Below are 15,386 nucleotides of genomic sequence, written 5' to 3'. Positions count from 1 at the left end.
ATGGCTGAAATATTAGTAACAGGGGGTACAGGCTATATTGGATCCCATACCGTAGTCGAGTTGCAGCAGGCGGGCTATACACCCGTGATCATCGACAATCTATCCAATTCGGACATCGGCGTATTGGAACAAATCCGTAAAATTACCGGCATCAAACCGGAGTTTCATCAGTTCGACCTTTGTGACGAGGCGGCAGTCAGGCAGTTCATTGCCGATCATCCCAGCATCACGGGGATTATTCATTTCGCCGCATATAAGGCCGTAGGAGAGTCTGTACGCGAGCCACTGAAATATTATCACAATAACTTTTTTTCGCTTATCAACCTGTTGAATGCCTATCAGGGCAAGCCCGTGAATTTCGTGTTTTCGTCCAGCTGTACAGTGTATGGTCAGCCCGATACGTTGCCTGTCACGGAGGCAGCCCCTGTGAAACGGGCAGAATCTCCTTATGGTAATACAAAGCAGATCGCTGAAGAAATATTGGCGGAGACCGCTGCGGCCTTCAACAACTATAACATAATATCCCTCCGGTATTTCAATCCGGTGGGTGCCCATGAAAGTGCGCTTATTGGTGAGTTACCACTGGGCGTGCCGCAGAACCTGGTGCCATTCATTACACAGAGCGCTATCGGCAAGCGGGGCCCCATCACGGTATTCGGAAATGACTATAACACGCCGGATGGATCAGCCATCCGTGATTACATCCATGTGGTCGATCTGGCTAAAGCACATGTAGCAGCCATCAGGTTACTCGAAAAAGGCAATCCGAACGGCAACTACGATGTCTTTAATATCGGTACCGGTAGGGGCAATTCCGTGCTGGAAGTTATCAAGGCATTTGAGGGATCTACGGGTGTGAAGCTTAACTATCAGATAGGTCCCCGTCGTGCTGGCGACGTAGAACAGGTATGGGGCGATGTATCCAAATCGGCCACCGAATTGGGGTGGAAAGCGGAGCTGGGTATCGAAGAAATGATGCGTTCGGCATGGAAATGGGAGCAGTATTTGAAGGATAACCCCCTAAAGGATTAATTTTGCAAGGTGAAATAATTCAGGTAAGCTTCTTGCGCCTGAAAAATGTATGTCATAAATGAAGAAAATCATCATAACAGGTGGCGCCGGCTTCATCGGATCGCATGTGGTGCGCCGATTCGTAACGACTTATCCGGACTACCAAATCATTAATCTCGATAACCTCACGTATGCCGGTAATCTGGCCAATCTTCGCGATGTAGAAGATCGACCAAATTACCGGTTTGTCAAAGGGGATATCACCGATGCACAATTTATCGATGGTTTGTTTACCGCAGAACAACCGGATGCTGTCATCCACCTCGCGGCTGAATCGCATGTAGACCGCTCGATAAGCAACCCGATAGACTTTGTATTGACCAACGTGGTGGGTACAGTCGTGCTATTGAATGCTGCCCGGAAACATTGGCAGGGCGCTTACCCTGCGCATCGGTTTTACCATGTATCTACAGATGAGGTATACGGAGCTTTGGGCGATACCGGCATGTTCACGGAGGAGACCAAATACGATCCGCATTCCCCTTATTCGGCCTCCAAGGCTTCTTCGGATCATTTTGTACGCGCCTATCACGATACTTATGGTATTGATACCGTCATTTCTAACTGCTCTAACAATTATGGGTCGCATCATTTTCCGGAAAAGCTTATCCCGTTGGCAATCAATAATATCAAGAACAACAAGCCCGTGCCGGTATATGGTAAGGGGGAGAATGTACGTGATTGGCTGTGGGTGGAAGATCATGCTCGTGCAATTGATGTGATTTTTCACAAGGCGGCATCGGGCGAGACCTATAATATTGGCGGGCACAACGAATGGAAAAACATAGACCTCATTCGATTGCTTTGCAATATTATGGATCGCAAATTGGGGCGGGCAGCAGGTGAATCAGCCAAGTTGATTACCTTCGTGAAAGACCGTGCCGGCCATGACCTTCGCTATGCCATCGACGCAACAAAGCTGAAGCGGGATCTCGGTTGGGAACCCAGTTTGCAGTTTGAAGAAGGGCTGGAAAAAACAGTCGATTGGTATTTAGCCAATGAAGCATGGTTGCAAGACGTTACTTCCGGCCATTACCAGCAATACTACGAGGAGCAATACACAAGCCGTTAGTGCGAAGGTATAATTCCGTTGCTGATGAGTAGGTTAGCATCGACCTGCTTGTCTATCCGGATGTAACCCGGGTAGTTAATTTGTTTATTGCCTAATGCAAGCGTGGGTTTGATACTGAAGGTTAAGTTGATTTTTTCATCCGTTGCCCCGCTTTGTGCACGTTGGATAAATGAAAGCAGCTTATCCAGTGTCTGCTTGTCTGAAAGGAATTTATACACATTGGTCTGCAATTTTACCGGTACGGTGATTGTTTCCCCTGGGCGTATTGCTATCGGTAAATCCGAGGTGCCGTCAAGCACTTCCTTATCTTCGATCGCTATTTTATAGGCAAATTGGTTAATTCCAGCGAGGTTACTCGTTGGGTTGGTGATTTGGATATTCAGTATGCCCGAAAGTGGGACATCTCGGTTTAAGAATCCCAGCGCTACGCCAGGAAGACGGCTTACATCTATCCGACCATTCGCAACAAACTTATTAATATCCGTGCCAGCCAAAAATATACTATCAGCTGATACAAACTCATAACGGCATTTCTCCAAAGCCTTCAATGCTTTAGCTTGTTTATCCAACGTGCATGACGCGGTAAGAAACAATATGCCGATAACCATTAGCGAAGCCTTAACGATGCGGTTGGGCCAATCGGCTTTTACTGTCCAGCCATTTGTCCGTATTGTCTTGTCTTGTTTACGCAATGTCACGCTTTCCATACAATTTCCTATGCGTTTGCAAAATAGTAAAAAAGGAGCGATCTTTATCTATGATCGCCCCTTTTTACTAAAATTACCGGCTGCAATCCGCGGTCCAAGTGCCGCGGTCGTTCGTTACCAGCATGTTGAGTGAACTTGCAGTAATGGTAATGCCCGTGAGTCCGTCTCCAATACTGACATAGGTATTGTTATCGCCACTTTCGAAGCGCACACCGGTAAGATCCGGTATACCGCTACCGAAGACAAAGGTATAAGAATCACCGACTTTTGTTACCGTTACACGGCCATCTTCATCAGCGATGGTCCGCTCGTTGTCGTTGAAGGTTATTGTACCTTCGTAGGTGCCTACAAACAGGTCCCTATCAGCAGGATCAGTATCCTTGTCACATGAAACTAAAAACATCAAGGCAGCTATTACCAATCCTCCAAACATGATCATTTGATTTTTCATCTGTATAACCTTTCTTTTTTTGTTTTACAGGAAAAAAGGCAAAGCTCATGCCACAGGGCTAGACTGCTCCCCGACTGCTGTTAGACTGCTGCGCGGCGCAGGGCTATCTAAGTGCCGTGGGCTGGCTGTCAGCTCGCTGTTTTGCGCGCCCTTACCGCAAGCCGACCGCAGGCTGATAGCCAGCTGACTCCTCCGTGCTGCGGTGCGTTGTAGCTTCAGGTAGTCGGCGGTCAAACCGTGAAAGACGTATGAAAGTTTCGAAAAACAAATCGCACGGCTCAGCCTGCTTTTAAGCGGTCAAAAATCACGCTCGGTACTGGAGTGTTCAGTGTGTGTCTGCCTGATTCGTTTTCCATTCACGATAAAGAAATAAATCAGGAAGCCCAGTGCAATAAACGTACCTTCGATGCCATAGGGTAGGGGCGAATCGTATTCGTACGGCACATATTCGAGCACGATAAGCCCGATACCCGCAAACAGCAGGATAAGCCCCCACTTCAGCGAACTTGCCTTATTGTCTGCTCTGCTGGAAAACAGCCCTTTGATGAATCGCTCGTCGGTGAGGCCTGAGGCGACAATACGCGAGCGCAGACGATATTTTAATATCGTTTCGATTATGTATGCGACAGTGAAGAATACGATTCCTGTCAACAGGATTGGTACAAGATGGACATTCATGTCAATTAAATTTTAATGTTGCCCGTGTGACGATTCGTAACCGAAGAAAGTTGCAATTATTTTAATTTTCTTTTTTTGAAACCTGTGGTTATCCGATATCGTCTAACGGGCAATGATGTATTCGGACCACGAACTGATTGCGAAAATTAATGCAGGGAACCTGCATGCATTCAGGTTGCTGGTTAGTATGAATGAGCGATTGGTGTTGAGCATGGTACGGCGGGTGATCAAGGACGAGGAAAACGTGAAAGACGTCTGTCAAGAGGTATTTATTAAGGTGTATAAAAATCTCAAACACTTCAAGCAGGAAAGCAAGCTTTCTACTTGGATTGCTCGGATTGCTTATCACACCAGCTTGGATTACCTTAAAAGTGTAAGGCATAGGGAGTCGCTCATTGACCGTACCGAAGACTACCGCGACACGCTCGCAAGCACAGCGCATCCCGGACAGACCTTGGATCAAAAAGAAATGCGTACTTTTATTTTGAAAATGATTGACCAGTTGCCGGAAAATTATCGGCTAGTGGTTAATCTTTTTCACATCGATGATTATTCTTATCAGGAAATTGTAGAAATCACGGGCTTGTCGGAGGGTACGATAAAGAGCCACTTGTTCCGGGCAAGGAAATTGCTAAAGGACAAATTGGCTTACCTGGTAAAATAGGAGGAAGCTTATGAAATTGACAAATGAACAATTGAGCAAACTACTGGACGAACAAGCCGGAGCCGAACAACGGCCGCTCACCGCGACGGATATCGGTGCTTACACACAGCTCTTCGAATCGCTTGCTCAGGAAGCATCCGTGGCAAACCACGAACAGCCCATCGGGCTGGCGGATGAGGTGATGGCACAGGTCGTTCTACTACAGGAAAAAAAGGATCGTCGTACGGATGCGCTTAACCTCATTGTCGGCGTCGGCTGCGGATTGATAGCGATAGCCGTGTTTTATTACGTGGTGGATTTGCCGCGGTTTAGAGCAGCTTTGCTTTGGTTCAGGACATATTTGCCCATTATAGGGTTCGCAATCCTTGCGGTATGCGCCATCCAATTTGCAGATCGGAAGTGGGTATGGAAAAGGTGATAGGGTCTTCCGGCATCATACCCTGATGACATTTTTAGTTTAGTATCGCCAATTTTTTCCGTACCTTTGCCCCGTTTTTAGACGTGGGTATAGGTGACATTTTAGCGAGGTATCAGCAAAGCGACAATATACGCGCTTTAGCGAAGGCATTGCACGGCAAAAACCCGAGAATCCGGCTGCGCGGACTAATCGGGTCAGCAGATGCGATGGTAGCGGTGGCATGTTATCAGCTGCAGGAACGCCCCATGGTTTTTGTGTTGCCCAACCACGAAGACGCTTCTTACTTTCTGAGTGATTTGGAAGGTTTGCTGGATAGACAAGTGTTATTTTTCCCAGCATCTTATCGCAAAGCCTTTGACTTCACGCAGACTGACAGTGCGCACGTCTTGCAGCGTGCCGAAACACTCAGCACGCTTAATCATACGACCGAACTGCCCAAAATGGTGGTCACCTATCCCGAGGCATTGGCCGAGAAGGTGATCAACCGGAAGGATTTGGAAAAGAATACGCTTGAAATCACCCAAAGTAGCAACCTGGATATCGAATTTATAAACGAATTTTTGCAGGAGTATGAGTTTGAGCGTGTAGACTTCGTATACGAGCCGGGGCAGTATGCCATCCGGGGTGGCATTGTGGATATCTTTTCGTTCTCCAATGATCTGCCCTACCGCATCGAGTTTTTCGGCAATGATATAGAAAGCATCCGCACATTTGATGTGGAGAGCCAGCTTTCGGTGAGCAAGATACATACCGTGACGATTGTGCCGAACGTCCAGGCCAAGTTCCTCACCGAGGGAAATATCTCGTTACTGGAATACATCTCGGCAGATTCAGCAATCTGGTTTGAAGATGTGCAGTTCACGCTGGATGTGATGGCCAAAGGGTACAAGCGCGCCGGTGAGTTGTGGAAGGCTCTCCCTGACGCAGACAAACAGCAAAATCCGGAGTGGATAGACCCACGGTACAGTTTCATCGACGAAAAGAACCTCGCGGCTATGCTGCACGACTTTGCGGTGGTGGAGTTTGGTAAGCAGTTTTTTTACCAGCCAACCGAAACTATTGCGTTTGATCAGCGGCCGCAGCCGTCCTTTAATAAAGACTTCAGCTTGCTCATCCATAACTTTAAGGAAAACGAGAAAGCGCAGATCCAAAACTGTATTTTTGCCGACTCACCCAAACAAATTGAACGCCTACTGGCCATCTTGGAGGACTTGGATAAGTCGGTGACATTTACGCCTATCAATACGGCGTTGAGGGAAGGATTTTTGGATGTCGAGCTGGGGATTGCTTGTTATACGGACCACCAAGTATTTGACCGCTATTATAAATACAAGCGAAAAAAAGGATATGAGCGATCGCAGGCAATTACACTCAAAGAGTTGCGTGAGCTAAAACCGGGTGATTATATCACTCATATCGATCATGGCATCGGCAAATATGCGGGGTTGGAAAAAGTCGAGGTCAATGGAAAGATGCAGGAGATGATTCGACTGGTGTATGCCGACAATGACCTGCTGTATGTCAATATCAACTCGCTGAACCGTATTTCCAAATATACAGGCAAGGAAGGGACAGTGCCCAAAATGAACAAATTGGGGACTGATACGTGGGACAAGCTCAAGAAAACCACTAAAAAAAAAGTTAAGGACATCGCGCGGGATCTAATTAAGCTTTACGCCCAGCGCAAGGCACAGACCGGCAACGCCTTTAGCCCTGATACCTACTTGCAGACCGAGTTGGAAGCGTCTTTTATCTATGAAGATACGCCCGACCAAGAGAAGGCAACGGCAGATGTGAAGCGTGACATGGAATCGCCCCACCCGATGGATCGATTAGTGTGTGGTGATGTGGGCTTCGGCAAGACGGAGGTCGCCATTAGAGCAGCATTTAAAGCCGTAGCGGATAGCAAACAGGTGGCGGTACTCGTACCGACGACGATTTTGGCTATGCAGCATTACCGTACATTTTCCGAGCGGCTTAAGGGCTTTCCGTGCACGATTGACTATATCAACCGGTTTAAGACTACCAAAGAGATCAAGGAAACTTTGGCCCGGCTGGCCGATGGTAAACTGGATATTATCATCGGTACGCATCGCTTGGTGAGCAAGGATGTCAAATTTAAGGATCTCGGCTTAATGATCGTGGACGAAGAACAAAAGTTCGGGGTAGGCGTCAAAGAGAAGCTCAAGCAACTTCGTGCAAATGTGGATGCGCTCACACTTACCGCCACACCTATACCACGTACGTTGCATTTTTCGCTAATGGGTGCACGCGACTTGAGTATCATCAATACCCCGCCGCCTAACAGGCAACCGGTGCAGACTGAGCTGCACGTTTTTAATGAGACCTTGATACAGGAAGCCGTGTCTTATGAAATTGAACGTGGCGGGCAAGTATTTTTCATCCACAACCGCGTGGCTGACCTGCCGCAGTTGGGCAATCTCATCAAGAAACTGGTGCCTGATGCCCGTGTAGGCGTGGCTCACGGGCAGCTGGAAGGCGATGCCCTGGAAGATGTAATGCTCAAATTTATCAATCACAACTACGACGTGCTGGTAGCTACTACCATCATTGAGGCCGGGCTGGATATCCCCAACGCCAATACGATCATCATCAACCATGCCCATATGTTTGGCTTAAGCGATTTGCACCAGATGCGTGGCCGTGTAGGGCGTACCAATAAGAAAGCGTTTTGTTACCTGCTGAGCCCGCCGCTTTCCACGCTTACTTCGGAGGCATATAAGCGACTCAGTGCGATTGAGGAGTTTTCCGAGTTGGGCAGTGGCTTCAACGTAGCCATGCGCGACCTCGATATCCGAGGCAGTGGCAACCTGCTGGGGGCTGAACAAAGTGGGTTCATCGCCGAAATTGGGTTTGAAATGTATCATAAGATATTGGATGAGGCAATACAGGAGTTGAAAGATGACGAGTTTTCGGATTTGTTCGATGACGTAAAGCCGCGCGAGTTCGTGCCGTTTACTCAAATTGATACCGATCTGGAGGTGCTTATTCCGGATGAGTATGTGACCAATGTCGCCGAGCGCTATAATCTGTACAACGAAATTGCTAAATTGGAAAACGAGCAGCAGCTCGATGCATTCAAGCAGTCGCTTCGGGACCGTTTTGGACCAGTACCACGCCAAGTGGAAGAATTGCTCAATACCTTGCGCCTCCAATGGTTGGGCCGGGAAATTGGATTGGAGAAAATCTCCTACAAAAGCAATTTGCTGCGGGGTTACTTTGCTACCAATCCCGGCTATTTCGAAAGTGACCGCTTTGGTAAGGTGCTCCAGTTCGTGCAACAAAACCCTACCATTTGCAACCTGAAAGAAGTAAAGGGCGCTCTCCGCATTGCCTTTGAGCATGTGCCTGATATCAATCAGGCCATCGATATTTTGAGGGACATGGCAGCTTAAACGGAACTGTCGCCGTCACGTTGGTAATAGCGAGTATGACCACTGTCTCTGGGGGCTATGTGCCGGCGTAGTTCAGGCACGAGCATAAGTAATGCGCTTCCTGAACCGATTGACCAACAATAATCCCGCGATGAAACCGCCGATATGAGCGGCATAGGCTACGCCTCCGGCTTGCTCGCCGCCTAAAGCGCCGAGGCCATTGCTGACCTGAAACAAAAACCATAAGCCAATCGCTACAATAGCTGGGACAGAAAAGACCAGGAAAAACATCCAAATGGTGATGCGTTTACGAGGAAAAAGTACCATATAACCCGCAAGGACGGCCGAGATTGCCCCTGACGCACCTAAACATGGGGTCAATAGATTCTGACCAAAAAACAGGGTGGTGAATACATGGCTTAGGCCGCTCAGAATACCGCATAACAAATAGAAAATCAAGTACCTGAAATGGCCAAGTCTATCCTCTACATTGTCTCCACATATCCAAAGGTAGAGCATGTTTCCGGCCAAATGCCCTATACCCCCATGCATAAACATGGCTGTAATGAGTGTCAAAAATACCGGTATATCGGTGCGTTGCAATCCGGGCATTTCAAAAGACGTGCCCGAAATCGGGTCAACGACGAGCTGGCTTTCCGTAACAATGTCTTTTCCTGTCAATATCTCTGCAGGGATAGTGGCATAGGAAAACGTGAACTGGATATTATAACCGAAACCTTGGAAAAAGACAAAAACAAAAATGTTTATGCCAATCAGTAAATAATTGATGAAGGGGAATGATCTCCGGTCGTGATTTTCGTCTCCTATGGGCAGTAGCATATAAAATGTCTAACAGGACGAAGATAAAGATTGTTTGTTTACGATATGCGATGGTGCTCATTTTTAATGAACTTTCGCGCATCAACGTTTGGGTGTTGATCTGAAGAAGGGTTTTGGTTGACTTTTTGACGTTATCATGAAAAATGGTGACATCGATTAAAATTCTTATTTGTATTATCGCAAAAAAACAAGTTATGACTATACAAGTTAATTCTGACAAAAACATCGAGGTAAGCGAAAGTTTTATCAGCAAGATTACGACGAGTTTGAATGATTCGCTATCACATTTTGCCGAATTTGTTACCCGTCTTGAAGTCTTTCTGGCTGATGAAAATAGCGGCAAACAGGGGAGTAACGACAAACGTTGTACGATAGAAGTGCGCATCAAGGGCTTGAACCCTGAAGCCGTAACGGCGACGGCAGACAACATTGATGTGGCGTTTAAACAGGCATCAGATAAAGTGATTCAGCTCTTAAGGACGCGTACGGATAAAATGAAGAGTCACTCGTAGCCCAGGTTGGTGCTTCTTCCCGATAGGGAGCCTCGGTGGTATTAATCATCAGGAAGAAGCTATACACGTACCCCTAGGGGAATATCGAAGTAATGGATTTCCTGTCAATACCCTTGGTCAGCCCGGCCGTTGGCATGGGTATTGAGCTGTGAAGAGCCCGGTATACGAACGTTGTTCAGTTGAAGACCCACCCAAAAGCGATAGCATAGCGACCGGCGACAAATGTCCGTTAGACAAAACAGTACCGCCGGACGAATAAATTCTTTAAATTTGAATATGTCGTTTAAATAGCGGGTTCTTTTAACAGATTCATAAAACTATGGAACAACAACACGTCACTGGGGGTACGCTGTCTGGAATATTCAAAGATGAAAACAGCATACCGGAAGCATACATTGTCCCTGAAATTCATCAGCGGGAATATTTATTAAATGGAAAGCTAGTGCCCTGGGACGGTGCTGTTACGAATATTTATTCTCCGGTATGTATTCCTACTTCGAATGGACTTGAACGGAAATTATTGGGTAGTGTACCGGATACTAGTCCAAAGGAAGCTTTAGAAGCGCTGGACGCCGCTTTTGCCGCGTATGATAACGGGCTTGGTCAATGGCCGACGATGTCAGTGGAAGGGCGGATTCAATGCATGCAGCAATTCGTCTACCTTATGGTACAGCAACGTGACGTGGTTGTCAAACTGTTGATGTGGGAAATCGGAAAAACACTACCAGATGCAGCCAAGGAATTTGATCGTACGGTTGATTACATAAACGATACGATTGACGCATTGAAAGATCTGGACCGGGAGTCGTCACGCTTTCAACAAGCTGAGGGTACCATTGCCCAGATAAGACGGGCTCCGTTGGGGGTGGTGTTAAGCATGGGGCCGTTCAATTATCCACTGAACGAAATATTTACAACGCTTATACCGGCGCTTATCATGGGCAACACCATACTCTTTAAGTTGCCTAAGCACGGTGTTTTAGCCCATTATCCACTACTTAAGGCGTTTAAGGAAGCGTTTCCAAAAGGAACGGTGAACACGTTGTACGGCAAGGGCTCCGAAATTATTCGACCAATCATGGAAAGTGGCAAGGTCAGTGTGCTGGCCTTCATCGGATCAAGCAAGGTGGCCAACGGACTTAAAAAATTGCATCCAAAAGTAAACCGCCTACGTGCGATATTGAGTCTCGATGCAAAAAATGCTGCAATTGTGACTAGACATGCAGACATCGATGTAGCGGTAAGCGAATGCATATTAGGTGCACTTTCCTTCAACGGGCAACGTTGCACTGCACTGAAACTAATATTTGTTCAGAAAGAAATAGCAGCCAAGTTTGTCGAAAAGCTGAATGCCGCTGTGTCAGCGCTGAAGCCGGGATTGCCATGGGAGAAAGATGTGAAAATCACTCCCCTTCCTGAACCGAACAAACCGGCTTATCTCCGTGGGTGTATTGACGATGCGTTGGCTAAAGGTGCTCACGTAGTTAATGAAAACGGTGGGTATACCCAGGCCTCCTTTGTATTTCCCGCCGTGGTGTATCCCGTCAATGAAAAGATGAGACTATATCATGAAGAACAATTTGGCCCTGTGATTCCCGTAGTGCCTTTTGATGGCATCGAAGAACCTATCAAATACCAGGTAAATGCTTCGCACGGTATGCAGGTAAGCATATTCAGCGAAGATCCGGTTGAAGTGGCCAAACTCATCGATTCTTTTGTAAACCTTGTCAGCCGCGTGAACATCAACTGTCAGGCGCAGCGGGGACCCGACGTCTTTCCGTTTACAGGCAGGAAAGACAGTGCGGAAGGTACGCTATCGGTATTTGATGCCTTGCGGTCATTCTCGATACGTTCATTGGTAGCGACTAAAGTAACGAAGCCTAATAAACACCTGTTTAATGCCATTGTCCGGGAACATAACTCCAACTTTTTGAGTACGGATTATATTTTTTAGGGTTTCAGTTTGATCCGTAGGACGTACATGTCGTTGGTCACGTAGACGGTTTTTTCATCGGCAGATAAGGCCACATTGGATGCTGCTTCATCTAATTTTATTTTTCCGAGTACTTTTCCCGCTGAGTTGAATATCCATATGCCCCCGGGACCGCTCGCAAATACGGTCCCGTTTTTATTAATCTTCAGCCCGTCGGGAAGGCCTTTCAATCCATCCCGTTCATCAGTAGCACTATAAAATAAAGTGGGCGATTCCAGTGTATTATCTTCAGCATCAAGTACATACCAGTTGGCCGCATTGGGGTCGGAACAAGCGACCAGCAATTTTTTTTGATCGGGAAAAAACGCGATTCCGTTCGGCCTTGTGATGCTATCGGCCAATAGGATCACTTCACCATTCGGCTTTACTTTGTATACGCCGTTAAAGGGAATTTCTTTAGCTGGGTCGTCGTCATTTTGCGCTGGCAGTCCATAAGGAGGGTCAGTAAAAAACAGGTCGCCAGCATGGTTATATACCGCATCGTTCGGACTATTGAAGCGCTTGCCGTTGTAGGTGTCGGCCAATGTTGTAAACGTAGCTTCGGGCTGGTCTAGTCTTGCGTTCATTCTGGCCATCCGCCGATCGCCGTGTTGGCAAAGAACAAGGCTCCCTTCGTTATCCAGCAGTAGGCCGTTACTGCCGGGTTCTTTGCTCAGATTGGGCTTCGACCCGGTATAGCCGCTGGGCCGCAAGTAAACTTCCGTGCCGTTTTCTTCCGTCCATTTATAAACGGTGTTGGTTGGTACGTCTGAAAACAACAGCATTTGTTCGCTTTCTACCCACAGCGGCCCTTCGCTCCAATCGAAGCCTTCCGCAATGATTTCAGCCTTTGCATCGGTGTCAATGATAGCGTCCAATGCGGAATCAAGTCGTTCGATACTGCCTGTTGTGTTGTATTTCATTTGCTCGGAGGGTTGTGTGTTGTTGCAGGCTACCGCCACGAATAAAACACTTAAGATAAGGAACGGTTTCATCTGTCTGTCTATATTTTTACCTTCTTGGTGTTCGTTGGTTAAACAAAGGTACGATTTCGGTTCATGTTCGAAAACAAAAAGGGCATCCGTTTTGGATACCCTTTTTTGTTTTTCGGCGGTCTGGACGGGACTCGAACCCGCGACCCCATGCGTGACAGGCATGTATTCTAACCAGCTGAACTACCAGACCTACTTCCCGTTTGGGACTGCAAATATAGCGTGTTTTCTCTATTTGCAAACATTTTTTTTAAAATAATTAGAGCGTTGCCCCCTCCTTCATTTTCTCTGCATTTTCTGCAAATTGAAGCGCATCAATAACCTCCTGAATATCACCATCCATGATGGCTGGAAGGTTGTACATCGTCAGCCCTATGCGGTGTTCGGTAACCCGACCCTGTGGAAAATTGTATGTCCGGATTTTTGCAGAACGGTCGCCGGTGGAGACCATGGTTTTGCGTTTAGCGGCAATATCGCCGTGTTTTTTCTGCACTTCAAGCTCATACAGTTTTGAACGCAGCATTTCCATGGCCAATTCACGGTTCGCCAGTTGCGAGCGCTCCACTTGGCAAACGACAACAATGCCCGTAGGTTTATGAGTGAGCTGTACCTTGGTTTCTACCTTATTTACATTCTGACCGCCTGCGCCGCCTGATCGAGATGTCTGCATCTCAATATCCGCTGGATTGATTTCTACATCCACTTCCTCCGCTTCAGGAAGTACAGCTACTGACGCGGCAGATGTGTGCACACGCCCTTGGGTTTCTGTATCCGGCACACGTTGTACCCGATGTACACCAGATTCATATTTTAGTTGTCCATAGACATCCTCGCCAGTTACTTTCAGGATCACCTCCTTGTAACCACCCGCAGTACCTTCGGTTACATCCATGACTTCTGCACGCCATCCTTTCTTTTCGAAATAGCGAGTATACATGCGGTAGAGGTCGCCGGCAAATAGCGCTGCTTCATCGCCCCCAGTGCCGCCGCGGATTTCAAGGATGGCATTTTTAGCGTCTTCCGGATCTTTCGGGATGAGCATCAAACGAATCTCTTCTTCCTTCGCCTCTTTTTGCTCCAAAAGAATATCCAGCTCTTCCTTAGCCATTTCGCGCAGCTCCTGGTCTTTCTCATTGGCAAGGATATCCTTATTGGTGTCGATGTTGCTGACCATATTCTTATAGATATGATACTGCTCTACGATTCTTCCCAAATCCTTGTATTCTTTATTGAGCTGAGCAAACCGTTTCATGTCGTTGATGGCTTCAGGACTGCTTAGTTCGCGCTCTACCTCTTCCCAACGATCTTTTATGGCTTTTAACTTTTCTAACATACGTAATGTGTTTGGTGCTTGCGCTTCGCCTTAGCTCCTGCTTCACCCCAACAGTGCAACGAGGGCCGGGAAACGAAATCACAAAAATGTGTACAAAAGTACGCTTTTTTACCGGTTTTTTTAATGGATGAAAAATCGGCGGGATGCCAGACTTAATGCGGTGATACTGCCTTAAGCCCCACGATGGAACCGATAAGGGTAGTGATAAACACCAGTCGCCATAGTGTAGCTGGTTCTTTAAAGAATATGATTCCGACCAACACGGTGCCCACCGCTCCAATACCGGTCCACACGGCGTAGGCCGTGCCGAGCGGCAGCGTTTGGGTAGCCCGTATTAATAGGGCCATGCTTAAGGTAAGGCAAAGGGCAAAGCTGCCATACCACCAAACGGACTCCATGCCAGTTGTTGTCTTCGCTTTGCCGAGGCTTGCCGTAAAGCCCACTTCAAAAAGCCCGGCAATAATTAAGATGATCCAATTCATAATATACAATTATAGCGATGAGGTTAGCCATTTTTTTAATTCCAATCTTTCACCATCAAATACCGCATAGGTATTGTGGTTTATCCATTCGCCGAGGTTTACATACCTGCTGCCGTTGGGTAAGTCAACCTCTAAAGGCAGGTGGCGGTGGCCAAAGACAAAATAGTCGTAGTGCCGATTCGCAAGGATGGACTTGGCATATACAATCAACCACTCGTTGTCTTCCCCGAGAAATACTTCATCGGTTCCGGAAGCGGCACGGCTGTGGGCAGACCATCGCTGGGCGATACCTATTCCCAGATTGGGATGCAGCCGTGCAAAAAGCCATTGGCATGCTTTGCTTCTGAATATTCTCTTCAGTAGTTTGTACTTGTTATCGCCGGGACCTAATCCGTCGCCATGGTGCATGTAAAATGTTTTGCCGTTCCGTTCTATAATTAACTCGTTGTCTATGATTTCAACTCCGATCTCGTGTTTTAAATAGCCAAACATCCACATGTCGTGGTTTCCTTTAAAGAGCGTGATTTTGATACCCAGATCGGCGAGTTCAGCTAGCTTGCCAAGAAACCGAATATAGCCCTTGGGCACCACGGTGGCATACTCAAACCAAAAGTCGAAGATATCGCCCATCAGATAAAGTTCGTCTGCATCGGCTTTGATGGCATCCAGCCAACGGACAATCCTGGATTCTCGTTCGCGCGTCGTCGAACGGGGATGAGCGCCTAGGTGGAAATCTGAAGCAAAATATATCTTGTCGCGTATCGCCATGTGCAGCCAAACATAGCTAAAAATGGATTCA

The 15,386-nt window shown here is 47.2% G+C and carries 15 protein-coding genes and 1 tRNA gene; 7 read left to right on the top strand and 9 right to left on the bottom strand.

All coding sequences use genetic code 11. From position 1 onward, the window contains the following. Positions 1–1,032, top strand: a 1,032-nt coding sequence (gene galE, locus JHJ32_RS13220; protein WP_200121252.1) for a UDP-glucose 4-epimerase GalE, incomplete at its 5' end; no start/stop codon positions are given. A gap of 58 nt (positions 1,033–1,090) precedes the next feature. After that, positions 1,091–2,143 carry a dTDP-glucose 4,6-dehydratase gene (rfbB, locus tag JHJ32_RS13215; RefSeq protein WP_200121251.1) on the top strand — a complete coding sequence of 351 codons (1,053 nt, stop codon included), beginning with the start codon at positions 1,091–1,093 and terminating at the stop codon, positions 2,141–2,143. Here the strand turns inward: rfbB and JHJ32_RS13210 are convergent. The 3 genes from JHJ32_RS13210 to JHJ32_RS13200 form a co-directional block, all read right to left on the bottom strand. Beyond that, on the bottom strand, positions 2,140–2,850 hold the full coding sequence (locus JHJ32_RS13210; RefSeq protein ID WP_200121250.1) for a hypothetical protein: 711 nt from the start codon (positions 2,848–2,850) through the stop codon (positions 2,140–2,142). The two genes, rfbB and JHJ32_RS13210, sit on opposite strands and share 4 nt — an antisense overlap. Positions 2,851–2,923: 73 nt before the next feature. Beyond that, positions 2,924–3,301, bottom strand: coding sequence for a hypothetical protein (locus tag JHJ32_RS13205; RefSeq protein WP_079717510.1), 378 nt, complete (start codon positions 3,299–3,301; stop codon positions 2,924–2,926). Between the two features lie 297 nt (positions 3,302–3,598). Beyond that, entirely contained in the window at positions 3,599–3,979 is a 381-nt protein-coding gene (locus tag JHJ32_RS13200) for a DUF6249 domain-containing protein (protein WP_079717511.1), read from the bottom strand. A 112-nt stretch (positions 3,980–4,091) separates the two neighbouring features. Between JHJ32_RS13200 and JHJ32_RS13195 the strand changes: the two genes are divergently transcribed. The 3 genes from JHJ32_RS13195 (at position 4,092) to mfd (ending at position 8,477) form a co-directional block, all read left to right on the top strand. After that, positions 4,092–4,643 carry an RNA polymerase sigma factor gene (locus JHJ32_RS13195; protein WP_200121249.1) on the top strand — a complete coding sequence of 184 codons (552 nt, stop codon included), beginning with the start codon at positions 4,092–4,094 and terminating at the stop codon, positions 4,641–4,643. Between the two features lie 10 nt (positions 4,644–4,653). After that, entirely contained in the window at positions 4,654–5,061 is a 408-nt protein-coding gene (locus JHJ32_RS13190) for a hypothetical protein (protein WP_200121248.1), read from the top strand. Between the two features lie 83 nt (positions 5,062–5,144). Continuing rightward, positions 5,145–8,477 carry a transcription-repair coupling factor gene (gene mfd, locus JHJ32_RS13185; protein WP_200121247.1) on the top strand — a complete coding sequence of 1,111 codons (3,333 nt, stop codon included), beginning with the start codon at positions 5,145–5,147 and terminating at the stop codon, positions 8,475–8,477. 72 nt (positions 8,478–8,549) lie between these two features. Here the strand turns inward: mfd and JHJ32_RS13180 are convergent, their stop codons facing one another. Beyond that, positions 8,550–9,296: a rhomboid family intramembrane serine protease gene (locus JHJ32_RS13180; protein WP_079717514.1), complete on the bottom strand. Its 747-nt coding sequence runs from the start codon at positions 9,294–9,296 to the stop codon at positions 8,550–8,552. Positions 9,297–9,490: 194 nt separating this feature from the next. On the opposite strand from JHJ32_RS13180, the gene JHJ32_RS13175 reads away from it, so the two are divergent. Together JHJ32_RS13175 and JHJ32_RS13170 are read left to right on the top strand one after the other, a co-directional pair. Then, positions 9,491–9,808, top strand: a complete 318-nt coding sequence (locus tag JHJ32_RS13175; RefSeq protein WP_139378694.1) for an HPF/RaiA family ribosome-associated protein — start codon at positions 9,491–9,493, stop codon at positions 9,806–9,808. Between the two features lie 319 nt (positions 9,809–10,127). After that, on the top strand, positions 10,128–11,762 hold the full coding sequence (locus JHJ32_RS13170; RefSeq protein WP_200121246.1) for an NADP-dependent glyceraldehyde-3-phosphate dehydrogenase: 1,635 nt from the start codon (positions 10,128–10,130) through the stop codon (positions 11,760–11,762). Here the strand turns inward: JHJ32_RS13170 and JHJ32_RS13165 are convergent. From JHJ32_RS13165 to JHJ32_RS13145, 5 genes are all read right to left on the bottom strand, one after another. Beyond that, on the bottom strand, positions 11,759–12,775 hold the full coding sequence (locus JHJ32_RS13165) for an SMP-30/gluconolactonase/LRE family protein (RefSeq protein ID WP_200121245.1): 1,017 nt from the start codon (positions 12,773–12,775) through the stop codon (positions 11,759–11,761). The two genes, JHJ32_RS13170 and JHJ32_RS13165, sit on opposite strands and share 4 nt — an antisense overlap. Positions 12,776–12,891: 116 nt before the next feature. Then, positions 12,892–12,965, bottom strand: a tRNA-Asp gene (locus JHJ32_RS13160). Between the two features lie 66 nt (positions 12,966–13,031). Continuing rightward, positions 13,032–14,105, bottom strand: a complete 1,074-nt coding sequence (gene prfA / locus JHJ32_RS13155; RefSeq protein WP_079717520.1) for a peptide chain release factor 1 — start codon at positions 14,103–14,105, stop codon at positions 13,032–13,034. Positions 14,106–14,257: 152 nt separating this feature from the next. Further along, entirely contained in the window at positions 14,258–14,587 is a 330-nt protein-coding gene (locus tag JHJ32_RS13150; protein WP_079717521.1) for a multidrug efflux SMR transporter, read from the bottom strand. Positions 14,588–14,596: 9 nt separating this feature from the next. Further along, the gene (locus JHJ32_RS13145) at positions 14,597–15,355 is read right to left on the bottom strand and encodes a UDP-2,3-diacylglucosamine diphosphatase (protein WP_200121244.1); all 759 of its coding nucleotides are present in this window, start codon (positions 15,353–15,355) and stop codon (positions 14,597–14,599) included. Positions 15,356–15,386: the final 31 nt, after the last annotated feature.

Source organism: Parapedobacter sp. ISTM3, assembly GCF_016533505.1.
GTDB lineage: Bacteria > Bacteroidota > Bacteroidia > Sphingobacteriales > Sphingobacteriaceae > Parapedobacter > Parapedobacter luteus.
Note: the sequence above shows the minus strand (reverse complement) of the source record. Positions and strands in the feature narration are given on the sequence as shown.